The following is a 14,149-nucleotide window of genomic DNA, read 5'->3' on the forward strand; positions in this document are numbered from 1 at the left end:
GGGAGGTAACGCGAAATGAAACAAGGCTCAACGCCAAAGCATTGTCCGGATCAAAGCACGGGGTATTTGGGGGTGATCAGCTGCTGACCGAGGTCTCGCAGCGGCCCGTTACCGGGTCCCAAGTCGTCCCATCCATGCAGCTCGCTCGTCGGTCGCCATGCTCGCAGCCCGATTGGGCCAGTGCCGCCACAGGCGACAGGGCGAGAGCTATGGCAACGATCAGAGCGGCGGGGCGCATTGGGGCCTCTTGATAAAGCGTAGCAGCGTAGGTTGCAGCTACAGCACCTAATAGCACGGATCGGGTCCTGAATAAAGCGAACACGGTGAACAGCAAAGGTTGATTGACTTAGGTCAATGTTCCGGTTCGGCCCTATTGATAGCGTGAAGGCAATAGGAGGAGGCTTGATATGTACAAAAACTTGCTGGTTCCAATCGCTCTCGATCATTCCCGGGATACATCTTCGGCGATCGACATCGCCCGTGCTCTGGCGTCGGAAGGGGCAACCATTACGGCTTTGACGGTGATCGAGGAGGTCCCCGCGCAGGTCGCGCACTATCTGCCGCCTGATCACGGAAAAACCCTGCTTGCAGAACTGACAACCGCCTTGAAAGCGGAACTGGGCGGGGTGCAGGACGTCAAGCCGGTTGTTGTTCGCGGACATGCCGGGCGGACCATCGTAGACTATGCCAAGGAGCATGATGTCGATTGTATCGTGATTGCTTCTCATCGGCCTGGCCTGTCCGACTATCTGATCGGTTCGACTGCCAATCGGGTTGTCAGGCATGCCCCTTGCGCAGTGCATGTCGTGAGATAGGCACCCGGGGCACTAAAAAGCCCGTCAGTCCGGTGACTGGCGGGCTTTTTTTCGCATCAATTGATTGGGCGGCAGCTCGGGCATGTTTGCGAGCTGCCGAGGTTGCCTTGCTCAATCTTCGCCGAACACCCGGGCGAAAATCGTGTCCACATGCTTGGTGTGATACCCGAGATCGAATTTCTCGTTGATCTCGTCTTCCGACAGTGCCGCGCGAACCTCGTCATCGGCCAGCAATTCCTCGCGGAAATCGGTGCGGTGGTCCCAGACCTTCATGGCGTTTCTCTGCACCAGCCGATAGGCGTCCTCGCGGGAAACACCGGCCTGGGTCAGCGCCAGCAGCACGCGCTGCGACATGACCAGACCGGGGAATTTGTTCATGTTGTCGAGCATGTTCTGCGGGTAGACCAGCAGCTTGTCGATCACACCGGTCAGGCGTGCCAGCGCGAAATCGAGCGTGATCGTGGCATCGGGGCCGATCATCCGTTCGACGGAGGAATGGGAGATGTCGCGTTCATGCCAGAGCGCCACGTTTTCCATCGCAGGGATGACCGCCATGCGCACCAGCCGGGCGAGGCCCGTCAGGTTCTCGGTCAGAACAGGGTTCTTCTTATGCGGCATGGCCGACGAGCCCTTCTGGCCCATCGAAAAGAATTCGGCCGCTTCAAGCACCTCGGTGCGCTGCATGTGGCGGATCTCGATGGCGATGTTCTCGATCGAGGAGGCCACGACGCCAAGCGTGGCAAAGAACATCGCATGACGGTCGCGCGGGATGACCTGGGTGCTGATCGGCTCCGGCACCAGCCCCATCTTGTCGCAGACATGCTCTTCAACGGCGGGGTCGATATTGGCGAAGGTGCCGACCGCGCCGGAAATGGCGCCGGTGGCGATCTCGGCGCGCGCGTCGCGCAGGCGGCTGAGGTTGCGGTCCATCTCGGCGTAGAAGCGCGCGAAGGTGAGCCCCATGGTGGTGGGCTCGGCGTGGATGCCGTGGCTGCGCCCGATGCGGATAGTGTCCTTGTGTTCATAGGCACGGCGCTTGAGCGCTGCCAGCAGCGCCTCCACATCCGCAACAAGGATATCGGCGGCACGCACGAGCTGCACGTTGAGCGTGGTGTCCAGCACATCCGAGGACGTCATGCCCTGATGCACGAAGCGTGCCTCGTCGCTGCCCACATGCTCAGCCAGATGGGTGAGGAAGGCGATGACGTCATGCTTGGTGACGGCCTCGATCTCATCAATACGGGCGACGTCGAACTCCACATCCTTGGCCTTCCAGACGGCTTCCGCATTCTCGCGTGGGATGACACCCAGATCGGCCTGCGCGTCGCAGGCATGGGCCTCGATCTCGTACCAGATGCGGAACTTGGTTTCCGGGCTCCAGATGGCGACCATTTCGGGGCGGGAATAACGGGGGATCATGGGGCGCAGCCTTGCCTTTGAGGAGGAGTTGGCGTCCTCTTAAGGGCAGAGGAACCTGACCACAAGCTAAGGGGTGTCGCAGGGATGGGGCTTTGCCTTGCCGATTTCGAAGGTCGCTGGCGTCTGAGCCGCCGGATCGACGATGCCCGCGCCGGGCTGACCGGGCGGTTGGAGGGCGACGCGCTGTTCGTGCCGGGGCAGGGCGGGCTGGTTCTGACCGAGACGGGCCGCCTTCACTACGGGGATGGCCCGCCCCTGAATGCCGAACGCCGCTACACATGGCGCGAAGAGGCAGGCGGGATCGCGGTGTTTTTCGAGGACGGGCGGCCCTTTCACTGGTTCTCGGCCAATGCGCTTGAGACCCGCCATGACTGCCCCCCGGATCTCTACCATGTGCGCTATGATTTCAGCGCCTGGCCAGGGTGGAGCGCTGTCTGGCAGGTCTCAGGCCCGCGCAAGGATTACGTGATGGAGAGCCATTATACGCGCGTCACCGGTTGCGGGGGCGTGCCGGAACGTTAATCTGCGGTAAGGAATAAGGGGGTTGGGTCATGCGTGTTTTGGGAATGAGCCTTTGTGTGGTGGTCGTTGGATGGGCAGGCCATGCTGCGGCGCAGGGGATGGAATGGGTCTATACCAGCTGGACGCCGGTGCCCGGCGAACCGCCGTCGATCTCACTCGACTATGGCGTGGCCCATACTGACATTGTCCAGTTCAGCCTGAACTGCAATGCCGGGTCCGCAGGGTCGACGGCGCATGTGGATTTCTTCTCCAATACCGGCGCAATGCCGCATGGCAGCCCTGTCACGGTGTCGGTTGCGTCCACCGGTCAGGCGCCGCTGCAAATTCCGGCACAGGTCTTTGCGTGGGAGACCGGCCACACAGGCGCGCGGGTCGAGTTGCCGATGTCGCATCCTTTCTTCTCGGTGCTTCAGAACGGGTCGGGCCTGTCCTTTCAGTTGGCGGGCCAGCAGGGGATCGCGCTGCCGACGGGGCCGGGCCGGGGCGATATCAGCCGGTTCGTCAGTGAGTGTTCGGCCCTGTCGCCCAATACGCCCCCGGCAAACCCCGCCGCGCCGCTTGGCTGCGACACCTATGGCAATGCACGGTCGATGTCCGGTGACGTGCCGCAGCAGGTTACCTTTTCCAACCCTGGCAATGTCGCGCGGGTGCTGTTCTGGATCGACTACGAGGGCCAGCCCACGCAGATCGCGATTGTGGAGCCGGGGCTTTGGGTGACGATCGACAGCTATCTGACCCATCCCTGGCTGATCACGGATATGGATGGCGTGTGTCAGGACGTGATGGTGCCGCAGGCCGGGCAGGATCGCTACGATATCCCCAACTGATGGCTGGCAAGTGCCGGATGACGCAACATTTCTCGAAATGTGTTAAAATAACACTATCTATCCGTTTGAAGCTGGTCTAGGGTGCGAGTCATTATCCAGACCTTCACAGCAGAAAGCCTTTCCATGACCCGTCTTCCCCTGATCCTCGCCAGCGCTGCCGTGGCGCTTTCCTCTGTTACCGCCCATGCTCAGCAGGGCTATCTCTGGCAGGATTATATCGACCTTGCCCAGAACCCGTTCGAGTCCCATGTCTCGCTGGTTTATGGCGTGCCCGAAACCGATGACCTGCAATTCTTCGCAAGCTGCCAGATCGGCGCGGGTGGCACCTATGCCTCTGTTCAGATCGTGGCCGATACGGCGGGTCTGCCCAATGGCGCGCCTGTCTCGCTCTCCTTCACCGATGGGGCCGGGGCGGGAACGATCCTGGACGGCACGATCATCGGTGTGAATGCCGAGTTTGGCGTGACCGGCGTCGAACTGGCGTTGGAGCTGGACGATGCCCTGTTCAACCTCATGCGCGCCCGCGATTTCCTGAGCTACGCCATTCCCGGCGGGCAGGGGATCGAAATACGCACCGCCGGCGTTGCCGGCCCGCTCGACAGCTTCCTCACGGCTTGCGCCGATCCGGTGGCGGGTACAACCGGAGGCGACCTGCCGCCGCCTGCCGACCATGCCCATGGCTGTGAAATGCTGGGGCAGGTCCTGTCGCATACCGGCGACATGCCGCAGCAGATTACCCTGACCAACATGACCGATGGCTATCGCGGCGTTGTCTGGATCGACTACAACGGCAACTTCGTCGATATGGGCGGGCTGAATGCCGGGGAATCGATGACCATCGACAGCTATGTCACCCATCCGTTCATGATCACCGATGGTCCGGGCAACTGCCTTGAGGTGATGGTGACGACCGGCGGGCAGCCCAGCTACTCGATCACCGCGCCGGGGCAGTTCTTCGGAAACGAGTGACCGGGCAGGGCGGCAGGTGTCACCTAACCCTTGTCGCCCTTCATCAGCCGGTCGGCCTTCTTGCGCACCAGCACGCTGCGCAGGTCGTGCATGGCCATCAGCAGCCGGTCGGTGACGTCTTCCAAAGCGGCGTCATCGGCGCGGCTTTGCGCCCATTGGGCGGTCAGGTTCAGGTGGTCGATGGTGCGGTGGATGTCATCGAGGTCGCGCCGGGCCAGCAGCGCCTCGCGCTCGGCCATCCAGTCGGCGATGACGCGGGTTTCCTCAGGCGTGAGAACATGGTCGCCATGGGGCTTCACCCGGCCATTCTTGATATTCACGACCGCGATCTCATTCATCTCGATACGCCGCTGGCGGTTCTGGGTGTCGACCCGATACACCGCCGCGCCGTTTTCGCGGACCCGGAAGTAGAACTCTGGTAACTCTGACATGAAACGCCCCGCCGGTCTGGCCAATGGTGGCCAATCTAGAAACGGGGCGCGACACTGTCAAAGCCTGTCAGCGCTTGCGGGCCACGAAATAGGGGCGCTTGGCGGAGTTGTTGAAATCCTGCACATCGGTGATCTCGAACCCGGCGGCCTCGATCCGCGCGCGCAGTTTGTCGGCGGTCAGGAAGAGCACATGCGGGGCCTTGTTGAACAGCTGCATGGCCGCGATGATCGGCCGGAATGGCGAGAACGCCCCGCCGATGCACACTGTCTTGGAAATCAGCAGCCCGCCTGGCGCCAGACGATCATGCATTTCCGCTAGCCCCGCATCGAGATCATCCAGCAGGTGCAAAGCATTGAAGGCCAGCACCGCGTCAAACGGCCCCTCCGGCAACACCCCCTGATCCGCCGCTGCGCGCTGGAAGCTGAGGTTTTGCAGGCCCGCGTCCCGGCATTTCTCCCGCCCGATTTCGACCATCTTGCCCGAGACATCCGTGGCCACGTAATCCGCGACGGCAGGGGCGAGGTCAATCGCGGTGCTGCCTGTGCCACAGCCGATCTCCAGCACCCGGTCGCCGGGTTTGAGATAGCTGCGCGTGTGATCGAGCGTTGCCTGGTAGGCGGCGATGTCTTTCACCGGTTGGGCGGCGTATTTCGGGGCGATCTTGTCCCAGAAGGCGGTGGCGGTGGCTGTCATGGCGTGTCTCCTTTGACGGCAGGAGGTATCGGGCAGGCAGTCTAAAAGAAATTGCAGAAATTCGCAGTCGGTTTATACGGATATGCATGAATTGGGCGGCGATCTCTTTCGACTGGAACCAGGTCCGCGCCTTCCTCGCCACGGTGGAGGAGGGCACGCTGTCAGGCGCGGCGCGGGCCCTGCGGCTGACGCAACCGACGCTCGGGCGGCAGGTTTCGGCGCTGGAGGAAAGCCTGAATATCACGCTGTTCGAGCGCGTCGGCAAAAGCCTGATCCTGACACAGGCCGGGATGGACCTGCTGGAACATGTGCGCGCCATGGGCGAGGCGGCGAACCGGATTTCGCTGTCGGCGGCGGGCCATGTGCAGGAGGTGCGGGGCGAAGTTCGCATCTCGGTCGCCGATGGCTATGCCGCCTATATCCTGCCCGATATCCTGAAGCGGCTGCGCCGTGAAGCCCCTGGGCTGACCATTGAAATCGTTGCGGAAAACCGGGTATCGGACCTGCGCAGGCGAGAGGCGGACATTGCCATCCGTCACATGCGGCCCGACGACCCGGAGCTGATCGGCAAACGCCTGCGTGACGGGACGGGCAGTTTCTACGCGTCAAAGGAATGGCTGGACCGGAACGGGCGGCCCTCGACCATGGCCGATCTGGAAAAACTTGAGATGATCGGTATCGACCGGCCCGAACGGATGGTCATGGAACTGAACAAGCGCGGTATCCCGGTCAGCCATTTGAACTTCCCCATCCGCACGCTGAATTCGGTCGTCGCCTGGGAAATGGTGCGGCGGGGCCTTGGTGTCGGCGTGGGATCGGACCTTGTGGCCGCAGGCACGCCAGAGGTGGAACGCCTGCAGATCGAGGGGCTTGCCCCCATCACCTTCCCGAACTGGCTGGTGACACACCGGGAATTGCGCAACAGCCGCCGCATTCGCGTGGTGTTCGACATGCTGGCGGAGGAGCTGGGATAGCGGCTCAGCTGTTGCGGCGACCGGAGAACAGGCTCGCTTCCTCGGCTGCTTTGCGCAGCGCGCGGGACTTGTTTACGGTTTCCTGGAACTCGGCCTCGGGGTCGCTGTCATAGACCACGCCGCCGCCCGCCTGGATATAGAGCTTTTCGTCCTTCAGAACCGCCGTGCGCAGCGCGATACACATGTCCATGTCGCCACCGGCGCTGAAATAGCCCACGCCGCCACCATAGACGCCGCGCTTTTCCGGCTCCAACTCGTCGATGATCTCCATTGCGCGGACCTTGGGGGCGCCGGACACGGTTCCGGCGGGCAGCCCCGCCAGCAGGGCAGACAGCGCGTCGTGATCATCGCTGAGTTCGCCCACCACGTTCGACACGATATGCATGACGTGGGAATAGCGTTCGATCACGAATTCCTCGGTCGGGCGGACGGTTCCGATCTTCGACACTTTCCCGGTGTCGTTGCGGCCCAGATCCAGCAGCATCAGGTGTTCGGCCAGTTCCTTCTGGTCGGCCAGCAGGTCCAGTTCCAGCGCCTTGTCTTCCTCGGGCGTCGCGCCACGGGGACGGGTGCCCGCGATCGGGCGAATGGTGACCTCGCCGCCGAAGACCCGCACGAGGATCTCGGGACTGGCCCCGATCACCTGGAAGCCGCCGAAATTGAAGAAGAACATGAAGGGCGAGGGATTCGTGCGGCGCAGCGCGCGGTAAAGCGCGAAGGGCGGTTCCGGGAAATCCTGCGTCCAGCGCTGTGAGGGCACGACCTGAAAGATATCGCCCGCACGGATGTAGTCCTTGGCCCTTTCAACGGCGGCGAAATAGTCTGCCTTCGCAAAATTCGATACAGGCTCCGCCACCGCATGGGCCTCGCCCATTTCGCGGGCGGCTGTGGTTGGGGCGCGTTCCAGATCGCGCACCGCGTCCATCACCCGTTCGGCGGCCTGCGCATAGGCCGCGCGTGCGGACAATCCGCCACCCACCCAGGCAGGCGACACCACGGTGACCTCGCCCTTGACGCCATCCAGTACCGCGATGACCGAAGGCCGGATCAGCACCGCGTCGGGCAGGCCCAGAGGGTCGGGGTTCACATTCGGCAGATGCTCCACCAGCCGGATCATGTCATAGCCGAGATAGCCGAACAGCCCCGCAGCGGCGGCGGGCAGATCGTCGGGAATGTCGATGGCGCTTTCCGCCAACAGCGACCGGATCGCCTTGAGCGGCGGTTCGCTGCACGGATCAAACGCATCCCGGTCATAGCGGGCTGAGCGGTTCAGACGGCTGTCCTCACCCCGGCATTCCCAGATCAGGTCGGGCTTCATGCCGATGATCGAGTAGCGCCCGCGCACCTCGCCCCCGGTCACGGATTCGAGGATGAAACTGTCGCGGCCGGCATCAGCGAGCTTCATCATCACCGACACGGGCGTATCCAGATCAGCGGCGAGGCGGGTATAGACCAGCTGGTTCTTGCCCTGCGACCAGCCTTGGTCGAATGCCTCGAAGGACGGGGTCAGTGCCATGGTGCCTCAGGGAAACTGTGCGTTGACGGCGTTGATGACGGCGGAATCGAGAGAGATGCCGATCTCGGTTTCCAGCGCCTGACCGAAGGCTTCGAACACATCCGCGGCGATGGAATTGGCGATCTGCGCCCCGAACAGCCCCTGCAACGCCGCCACTTCCGGCGTGCCACGGGTGCCCTGGTTGATGCTGTCGAGCCGGGCGATATAGGCCGCGCGGGCGCCGGGGATGACCACCATGTCGCCGGGCGCGTCCAGCTGGAACACCTGCGGCACGAGGGTGGGCGGCGCGTCGGGGATGAAATCCTGACGGCGGATCTGGTCCTCATTGGTCAGCGCAAGCCCCTGATCCTCAAGGCTGCCGGTCAGGGCGAGGTTTGCCAGGATCGCATTGGCGCGTTCCTCCAGCCGGATGCGCAACTGCGTGGCACGCCAGGCGGCGGCGACTTCGGCTTCGATCTCTTCCAGCGGCGGGATGGACGGCGGAACGACCGCGTCAAGGCGCAGGGCGAACTGGCCCCCGTCAGACAGCCCCAGAAGCTCGGGGAAATCGCCGTCCTGCGCGGCGGCGGCGGCCTCGGCAAAGCTGTCATAGGCGGCGATGCCCTGATCCATGCCGTCGAACCAGTCGATGGTGCCGAACTGCATGTCGGTTTCCTCGGCCAGCTCCTCCAGTGTCGCGCCCCCGGCCAGCAGGTCGTCAAGATCCTCCAGCATGTCGTCGATGGCGCGGCGGGCGGCATCTTCGGCCAGTTCGGCGCGCAGATGCTCGGCGGCGTCCTCATAGGGCACCTCGGTCGCGTCCAGCACCGCGTTGATGCGGAAGAGCGCCGGGCCGAAACGGCTTTCGAGCGGGCCGATGATCTCGCTTTCGGTATCGGCGAAGATCACCTCGGCGGCGGCGGCAGACAGGTCGCCCGGCGCGGTTTCGCCAAGGTCGACATCGTCGAGCGTCAGACCCCGGTCCTCGACCAGCGTGTCATAGTCCGTTTCCCCGGCATCCAGCGCGGCGCGGGCGGCATCGGCCTCTTCCTGGCTGGGGAAGACCAGCCGTTCCAGCAGGCGGCGTTCGGGCTGCACATATTCCGCGATGCGTTCGTCATAAAGCGCGCGGATCGCTGCGGGGTCGACCTCGACCTCATCCATGATCATGTCAGGGGTGATCCAGGCGTAGGAGATCGTCCGGCTTTCGGGCCGTTCGAAGCGCTGGCCGTTTTCGTCGTAATATTCCTGCAATTCCTCGGGCGTCGCGGCAGCCAGACCGGCGGTCAGGTCGGTTTCGGTGACGCGGGCGAGGGTAAAGCTGCGGGTTTCGGTCTGATAGGCGACCATGATCTCGGTAAAGCTGTCCGGGGTCGGAAGCCCGCTGATGACGGCGGCTTGCAAAATCGAACGGGACACATCCTCGCGGATGGTTTCCTCGAATTCTTCTACGTCATAGCCCGCTTGTGTCAGCGCCAGTTCATATCCGGAGCGGTCGAAATTGCCGTCGATGCCCTGAAAGGTGGAGGTCGTGGTGATCTGGCGCGCAACCTCTCCGTCGCCCACGGACAGCGACATTTCACCGGCTTCATGGGTCAGCGCGGCGCGGGCGACGAGGCCCTCCAGAATGGCACGGTCGAGGCCTGCGTTGCGCAGATCGGTGAGCGTCTGGTAAGGGCCGCCTTCCGCCGCCTGCGCACGCAGTTCCGCCTGGATGGCACGGGCATAGGCATTGGCCGAAATCGAGGCATTGCCGACCGAGCCGACCTGAACGGCGGAGTTGCCGAAATTGCCGATGCCGAAGCCTGCAAGCCCAAACATCAGAAGGGCGAGAATGGCCCAGACGAAATAGTCTGACAGCTTCCGTTTGCCTGCGCGTCGTGCCATGCCGGATATCTCCCTTGATCTGGCTCTGAAGCGCAGGTTTAGGGGGTCATGGCAGGGGGGGCAAGGGGCCTAGAGGGAAAGCTGGGAAAGTCTGTGCCCAACTTCGGCCAAACCGGCGGCATCCGCATTGGCAAAGGCGATGCGCAGGGTGGTTTCGGCCTGTCCCGATCCGCCTTCGTGCTTGAGGGGGCCGAACATGGTGCCGGGCAGGGTCAGAAGGCCCGCCTTCGACACCATCGCCTTGGCAACCTCATCCGAGCGCATGTCGAACGGGTGGCGCACATAGGCGAAATAGGCCCCGCAGCCGAGCAGTTCCCATCCCGACAGCCGCTGAAAGGCGGTTTCCATGGCGGCGCGGCGATTGAGGATCTCCAGCCGTTCGCCCGCCAGCCACTCACCAAGGTTCCGCATCCCCCAAAGCGCGCCGATCTGGCCCACCTGGCTGGGGCAGATGGCGACGGTGTCTAGGAATTTCTCCACCTCGAAAAGCCGCTCGGGGCTGGCCACGATGGCACCCACGCGGTGGCCCGTCAGGCGGTAGGACTTGGAGAAGGAATAAAGCTGGATCAGCGTGTCGTCCCAGTCGGGATCGGTGAACAGATCATGCGGCGCGCCCTCGACCGAATGGAAATCGCGATAGGTTTCATCGACGATCAGCGCAATCTTGCGGCGGCGGCAGAGGTCGCGGAAGGCGGCCATTGTTTCGGACGGGTACTCCACCCCGCCCGGATTGTTGGGCGAGATCAGCACGATGGCGCGGGTACGCTCGGTGATGAGCGCCTCTGCGGCGTCCGGGTCGGGGATCAGGCTTTCGCCGGTGGCCAGCAACTGCGCCTCGACCCCCGTCATATCCAGCCACATCTTGTGGTTGAAATAATAGGGGGTCGGCAGGATCACACCGTCACCTTCCCCCGCCAGCGTCGCCATGACCGCGCAAAACGCTTGATTGCAACCTGATGTGATCGCCACCTGATCGGGCCGCACCGTGCCGCCATAGCCGTCGCACCACTGCGCGGCCAATTCGGCGCGCAGTTCCTCGCGCCCCAGAACCGGACCATAGAGATGGCTGTCGGCCTGGGTCAGCAGCGCTTCGGCCATGGCCTGACGCAACCCTTCGGGCGGGGGATCGACGGGCGCGGCCTGGCTGAGGTTGATCAGCGGCCGGTCTGCGGGAAAGGTGACCCCATCCAGCCAGCGCCGCGCCTCCATCACCGGGGGTGGGAAAGTGGCCGCGAATCTGGGGTTCAGCACATGCATGGCGCGCCTCGTCGTCTGTCTTGTGGCTTAGAACGGGATCTCGTCATCCATATCGTTCGAGCGGCCACCGCCACCCTGGCTGCCGCCACCGCCGCCATAGCCGCCGTCACGGTCATCGGGATAGCCGCCACCCCCGCCATAGCCGCCACCCTGTCCGCCGCCGCCGTAGCCGCCGCCACCGCCGCTATCGCTGCGGCTGTCCAGCAGGGTCAGTTCCCCGCGATAGGGGCGCAGCACGACCTCGGTCGAATAGCGGTCCTGGCCGGACTGATCCTGCCATTTGCGGGTTTCAAGCTGCCCCTCGATATAGACCTTGGAGCCCTTGCGCAGATATTGCTCGGCAATCCGCGCGAGGGGCTCGGAAAAGATGGCGACGGAGTGCCATTCGGTCCGCTCGCGCCGTTCGCCGGTGTTTCGGTCCTTCCAGGTTTCACTGGTGGCGATGCGCAGGTTGCAGACCTTGCCGCCATTCTGGAACGACCGAACCTCGGGATCGCGTCCCAGATTGCCTATCAGAATGACCTTGTTGACGGACCCAGCCATGATCTCTCCCCGTAGTTTTCGAATCTCACGTTGTGACGCAGCTTAGATCACCGCAACATGCTTAAGAAAACCCAAATGCGCGGGGGATTGCCAAGCGGGCAGGGGCAAGCTGGAAATGCCGCGTCTTTTCCGTATATTGCGGCGAGTTGCAAAGGAAGCGAGGGCGCATGGTGCCTGCGAAAGCCTGTCTTTATGTATTTGCCATGATCTGCGGGACCGCAGGAGGGGCGCTGGCGCAAGGCCTGAGTTCCGACCGCCTGAGCCGGTTCAGCGAACAGTTGGACCTGCTCGACAGCCGCGCGGCCACCCAGTACGAGTTTTCCGACCGGCTGCGCCCCGACAGCGAGGCCGAGGAGACCATTCCCTATTACAATGGCAGCTACAATGGCCCCTGGCTGGAGGTCGCCCGGTCCGCCGCGCGCCGTCATGGCATCCCCGAGGATCTGTTCCTGCGGCTCGTGCAGCAGGAAAGCGGGTGGGATCTGGATGCGCTGAGCCACGCGGGAGCCATCGGTCTGGCGCAATTGATGCCGGATACGGCAGCGCTGCTTGGGGTCGATCCGCATGACGCCAATGAAAATCTCGACGGTGGCGCACGCTACCTGGCGCAGCAATATCGCCGCTTCGGCAATTGGCGTCTGGCTCTGGCGGCCTACAATGCGGGGCCAGAGGCGGTCGAGGCCCATGATGGCGTGCCGCCCTATGCCGAGACGCAGGAATATGTCCGTGCGATCCTGGGCGCCTGACCATCGCGCCAGAACAGCCTGCCGCGTCAGTCCCCGGGCAGGCAGACACCGTCATAGCCGCGCCCGGTGGTGCGGGTCATGCGTGACGGGCGGTGTGGCGGGCGGCAGGCCACCAGCGTGTAGCCATTGGGATTTCCGGGCACCGACGACAACTGTGTAGCTGCGCGATCGAGCGAGGCGGAGCCGCCGGGGGCCAGAACGATGGATTGTGCGCAGGGGCTGGGGTTTTCTTCGCCGGGCAGGCACAGGCCCACGACGATCTCGTGATCGCAGAGATTGGTGGCATCCAGATTGTCCTCGGCCCCCGGCGTATAGCGTACGCAGCCGTTCACATCGGCCCTGAGCGAGGGGCGCTGATACGCGCCGGTAAGACTGTCCAGCAGGACGGGAACCGCGAAGGCCATGCAGATGGCGAACAGCAGTCCGGCCCAGATCGGCACCCTGCGGGGCTGGCCCTTTCGTTCGAACAGGGTCAGCGCCGCAAGCGCGAACCACGCGCCCAGAAACGCCATGCCCCCGGTGATCTCGGGCAGCCAGGGCGATGCCCGCCAATAGGGTTGGACCCACGCAAGGAGGTGGGGCAGCACATAGGCCGAGGCAAGCGCGACAAGCAGCACCCGCCGAAACGAGATGCCGCCGCGCCCATGCGCCACGATGATGGCAAACAGCCCCCCAAGGAGGCCGAAGAAAACGGAACCGTCAGAAAAGCCGGGCATGGATCCTCGGGAATGGGGCAAGGACTGCGAACGCGGCGCGCCGCAATTGGCGCAGTCTGGCGTGCAATGCAATGATTTGCCAAGTCGATTCCGTCACTAAGCCGTCGCCGGCCTTGAGGCTGTACGGACGCGTCAGGCTGCGCCACAATCGTCGCTATGCTACGCCTGACCGCGCCCCTTCTGTTGCTTGCCCTCCTGACCGGCCCGCTCAGGGCCGATCCCCCGCCGCCGGATCTGGGCGCTTTGCTGGATATCGCGCAAGCCCCCTTTCAGCAGCGCGATGCGGTCGAACGGCAACTGGCAGGAGCCTTGCCGCTGTTCATTCCGATGCCAGAGCCCGCGCAGCCCGGCCCCAGCATCGGGGATTTGTACTACTGGTCACTCGAAGGTCGTTTCGGTCTGCACATCGCAGGCACAAACGCCCATGGCGGATTTGTGACCTGCGCCCGCTACGGGCGGATCACGCTGGAGCGATTGCAGGAGCTGCCAAGCTCTGACCCGCGTGTCTTTCCGCTGATGCGGCAGGCGGCGATCCTGCATGACGATGCCAGCGCCTGGCCGGAACAGGCAGTGGCCCGGCTGGTCTGCCAGGTGACCTGGGACGATGGCCGCCGGGTCGCGCCGCTGGAACGCGATACGGTCGAGGAGCAGCTGTCGGACAGGTTCGCAACGGTCCTCAGTCGCCCGGACCCGGCCGAACGCCCCAATTCGGTGCGGGTCTTCGGGCCGGGGGGCTACGTGATCGAAGGGCAGGGCGGGCCTGCGGACATGATCCGGGTGGTGGATCGCGCAGAGGTCCGGCAGCTGGCCACGCACCAGTTGATCCTGCTGCGCGGCTTTCTGTTGGGCGGGGG

16 protein-coding genes are annotated in these 14,149 nt (G+C 63.8%); 7 read left to right on the top strand and 9 right to left on the bottom strand.

The window, feature by feature from the left end:
- Positions 1-76: 76 nt before the first annotated feature.
- Entirely contained in the window at positions 77-238 is a 162-nt protein-coding gene (locus tag RBB16_RS15575; protein WP_306047038.1) for a hypothetical protein, read from the bottom strand.
- Positions 239-407: 169 nt separating this feature from the next.
- Between RBB16_RS15575 and RBB16_RS15580 the strand changes: the two genes are divergently transcribed.
- Complete coding sequence (locus RBB16_RS15580; RefSeq protein WP_306047039.1) at positions 408-815, top strand: universal stress protein; 408 nt, start codon at positions 408-410, stop codon at positions 813-815.
- 111 nt (positions 816-926) lie between these two features.
- On the opposite strand, the gene purB is transcribed toward RBB16_RS15580, so the two are convergent.
- Positions 927-2,234: an adenylosuccinate lyase gene (gene purB, locus RBB16_RS15585; RefSeq protein WP_306047040.1), complete on the bottom strand. Its 1,308-nt coding sequence runs from the start codon at positions 2,232-2,234 to the stop codon at positions 927-929.
- Between the two features lie 84 nt (positions 2,235-2,318).
- Between purB and RBB16_RS15590 the strand changes: the two genes are divergently transcribed.
- The 3 genes from RBB16_RS15590 to RBB16_RS15600 all read left to right on the top strand — a co-directional run bounded on the left by RBB16_RS15590 (position 2,319) and on the right by RBB16_RS15600 (position 4,552).
- Positions 2,319-2,756: a DUF6314 family protein gene (locus tag RBB16_RS15590; protein ID WP_306047041.1), complete on the top strand. Its 438-nt coding sequence runs from the start codon at positions 2,319-2,321 to the stop codon at positions 2,754-2,756.
- Between the two features lie 29 nt (positions 2,757-2,785).
- Entirely contained in the window at positions 2,786-3,583 is a 798-nt protein-coding gene (locus RBB16_RS15595; protein WP_306047042.1) for a hypothetical protein, read from the top strand.
- Between the two features lie 123 nt (positions 3,584-3,706).
- A complete protein-coding gene (locus RBB16_RS15600; protein ID WP_306047043.1) occupies positions 3,707-4,552 on the top strand; it encodes a hypothetical protein in 846 nt (281 codons plus the stop codon).
- 23 nt (positions 4,553-4,575) lie between these two features.
- Here RBB16_RS15600 and RBB16_RS15605 read toward each other — a convergent pair whose 3' ends face one another.
- Positions 4,576-4,983 carry a hypothetical protein gene (locus RBB16_RS15605; protein WP_071690311.1) on the bottom strand — a complete coding sequence of 136 codons (408 nt, stop codon included), beginning with the start codon at positions 4,981-4,983 and terminating at the stop codon, positions 4,576-4,578.
- A gap of 67 nt (positions 4,984-5,050) precedes the next feature.
- A complete protein-coding gene (locus RBB16_RS15610) occupies positions 5,051-5,677 on the bottom strand; it encodes a class I SAM-dependent methyltransferase (protein WP_306047044.1) in 627 nt (208 codons plus the stop codon).
- Between the two features lie 86 nt (positions 5,678-5,763).
- On the opposite strand from RBB16_RS15610, the gene RBB16_RS15615 reads away from it, so the two are divergent.
- The gene (locus tag RBB16_RS15615) at positions 5,764-6,651 is read left to right on the top strand and encodes a LysR family transcriptional regulator (RefSeq protein WP_306047045.1); all 888 of its coding nucleotides are present in this window, start codon (positions 5,764-5,766) and stop codon (positions 6,649-6,651) included.
- Between the two features lie 4 nt (positions 6,652-6,655).
- Here RBB16_RS15615 and trpE read toward each other — a convergent pair whose 3' ends face one another.
- From trpE to ssb, 4 genes are all read right to left on the bottom strand, one after another.
- A complete protein-coding gene (trpE, locus tag RBB16_RS15620) occupies positions 6,656-8,167 on the bottom strand; it encodes an anthranilate synthase component I (RefSeq protein WP_306047046.1) in 1,512 nt (503 codons plus the stop codon).
- Positions 8,168-8,173: 6 nt separating this feature from the next.
- Positions 8,174-10,033 (bottom strand): peptidylprolyl isomerase, encoded by a 1,860-nt coding sequence (locus tag RBB16_RS15625; RefSeq protein WP_306047047.1) that lies wholly within the window; start codon positions 10,031-10,033, stop codon positions 8,174-8,176.
- A 69-nt stretch (positions 10,034-10,102) separates the two neighbouring features.
- Complete coding sequence (locus tag RBB16_RS15630) at positions 10,103-11,290, bottom strand: aminotransferase (RefSeq protein WP_306047048.1); 1,188 nt, start codon at positions 11,288-11,290, stop codon at positions 10,103-10,105.
- Positions 11,291-11,317: 27 nt separating this feature from the next.
- Positions 11,318-11,833, bottom strand: a complete 516-nt coding sequence (gene ssb, locus RBB16_RS15635; RefSeq protein WP_306047049.1) for a single-stranded DNA-binding protein — start codon at positions 11,831-11,833, stop codon at positions 11,318-11,320.
- Positions 11,834-12,000: 167 nt separating this feature from the next.
- Between ssb and RBB16_RS15640 the strand changes: the two genes are divergently transcribed.
- The gene (locus tag RBB16_RS15640) at positions 12,001-12,579 is read left to right on the top strand and encodes a lytic transglycosylase domain-containing protein (RefSeq protein WP_371931257.1); all 579 of its coding nucleotides are present in this window, start codon (positions 12,001-12,003) and stop codon (positions 12,577-12,579) included.
- A gap of 26 nt (positions 12,580-12,605) precedes the next feature.
- Here RBB16_RS15640 and RBB16_RS15645 read toward each other — a convergent pair whose 3' ends face one another.
- A complete protein-coding gene (locus RBB16_RS15645) occupies positions 12,606-13,295 on the bottom strand; it encodes a hypothetical protein (RefSeq protein WP_306047050.1) in 690 nt (229 codons plus the stop codon).
- Positions 13,296-13,451: 156 nt separating this feature from the next.
- On the opposite strand from RBB16_RS15645, the gene RBB16_RS15650 reads away from it, so the two are divergent.
- Positions 13,452-14,149: hypothetical protein (locus RBB16_RS15650; RefSeq protein WP_306047051.1), on the top strand; the 698-nt coding region annotated here is incomplete at its 3' end.

It is taken from the genome of Nioella sp. MMSF_3534 (assembly GCF_030732985.1).
Lineage (GTDB): Bacteria > Pseudomonadota > Alphaproteobacteria > Rhodobacterales > Rhodobacteraceae > Nioella.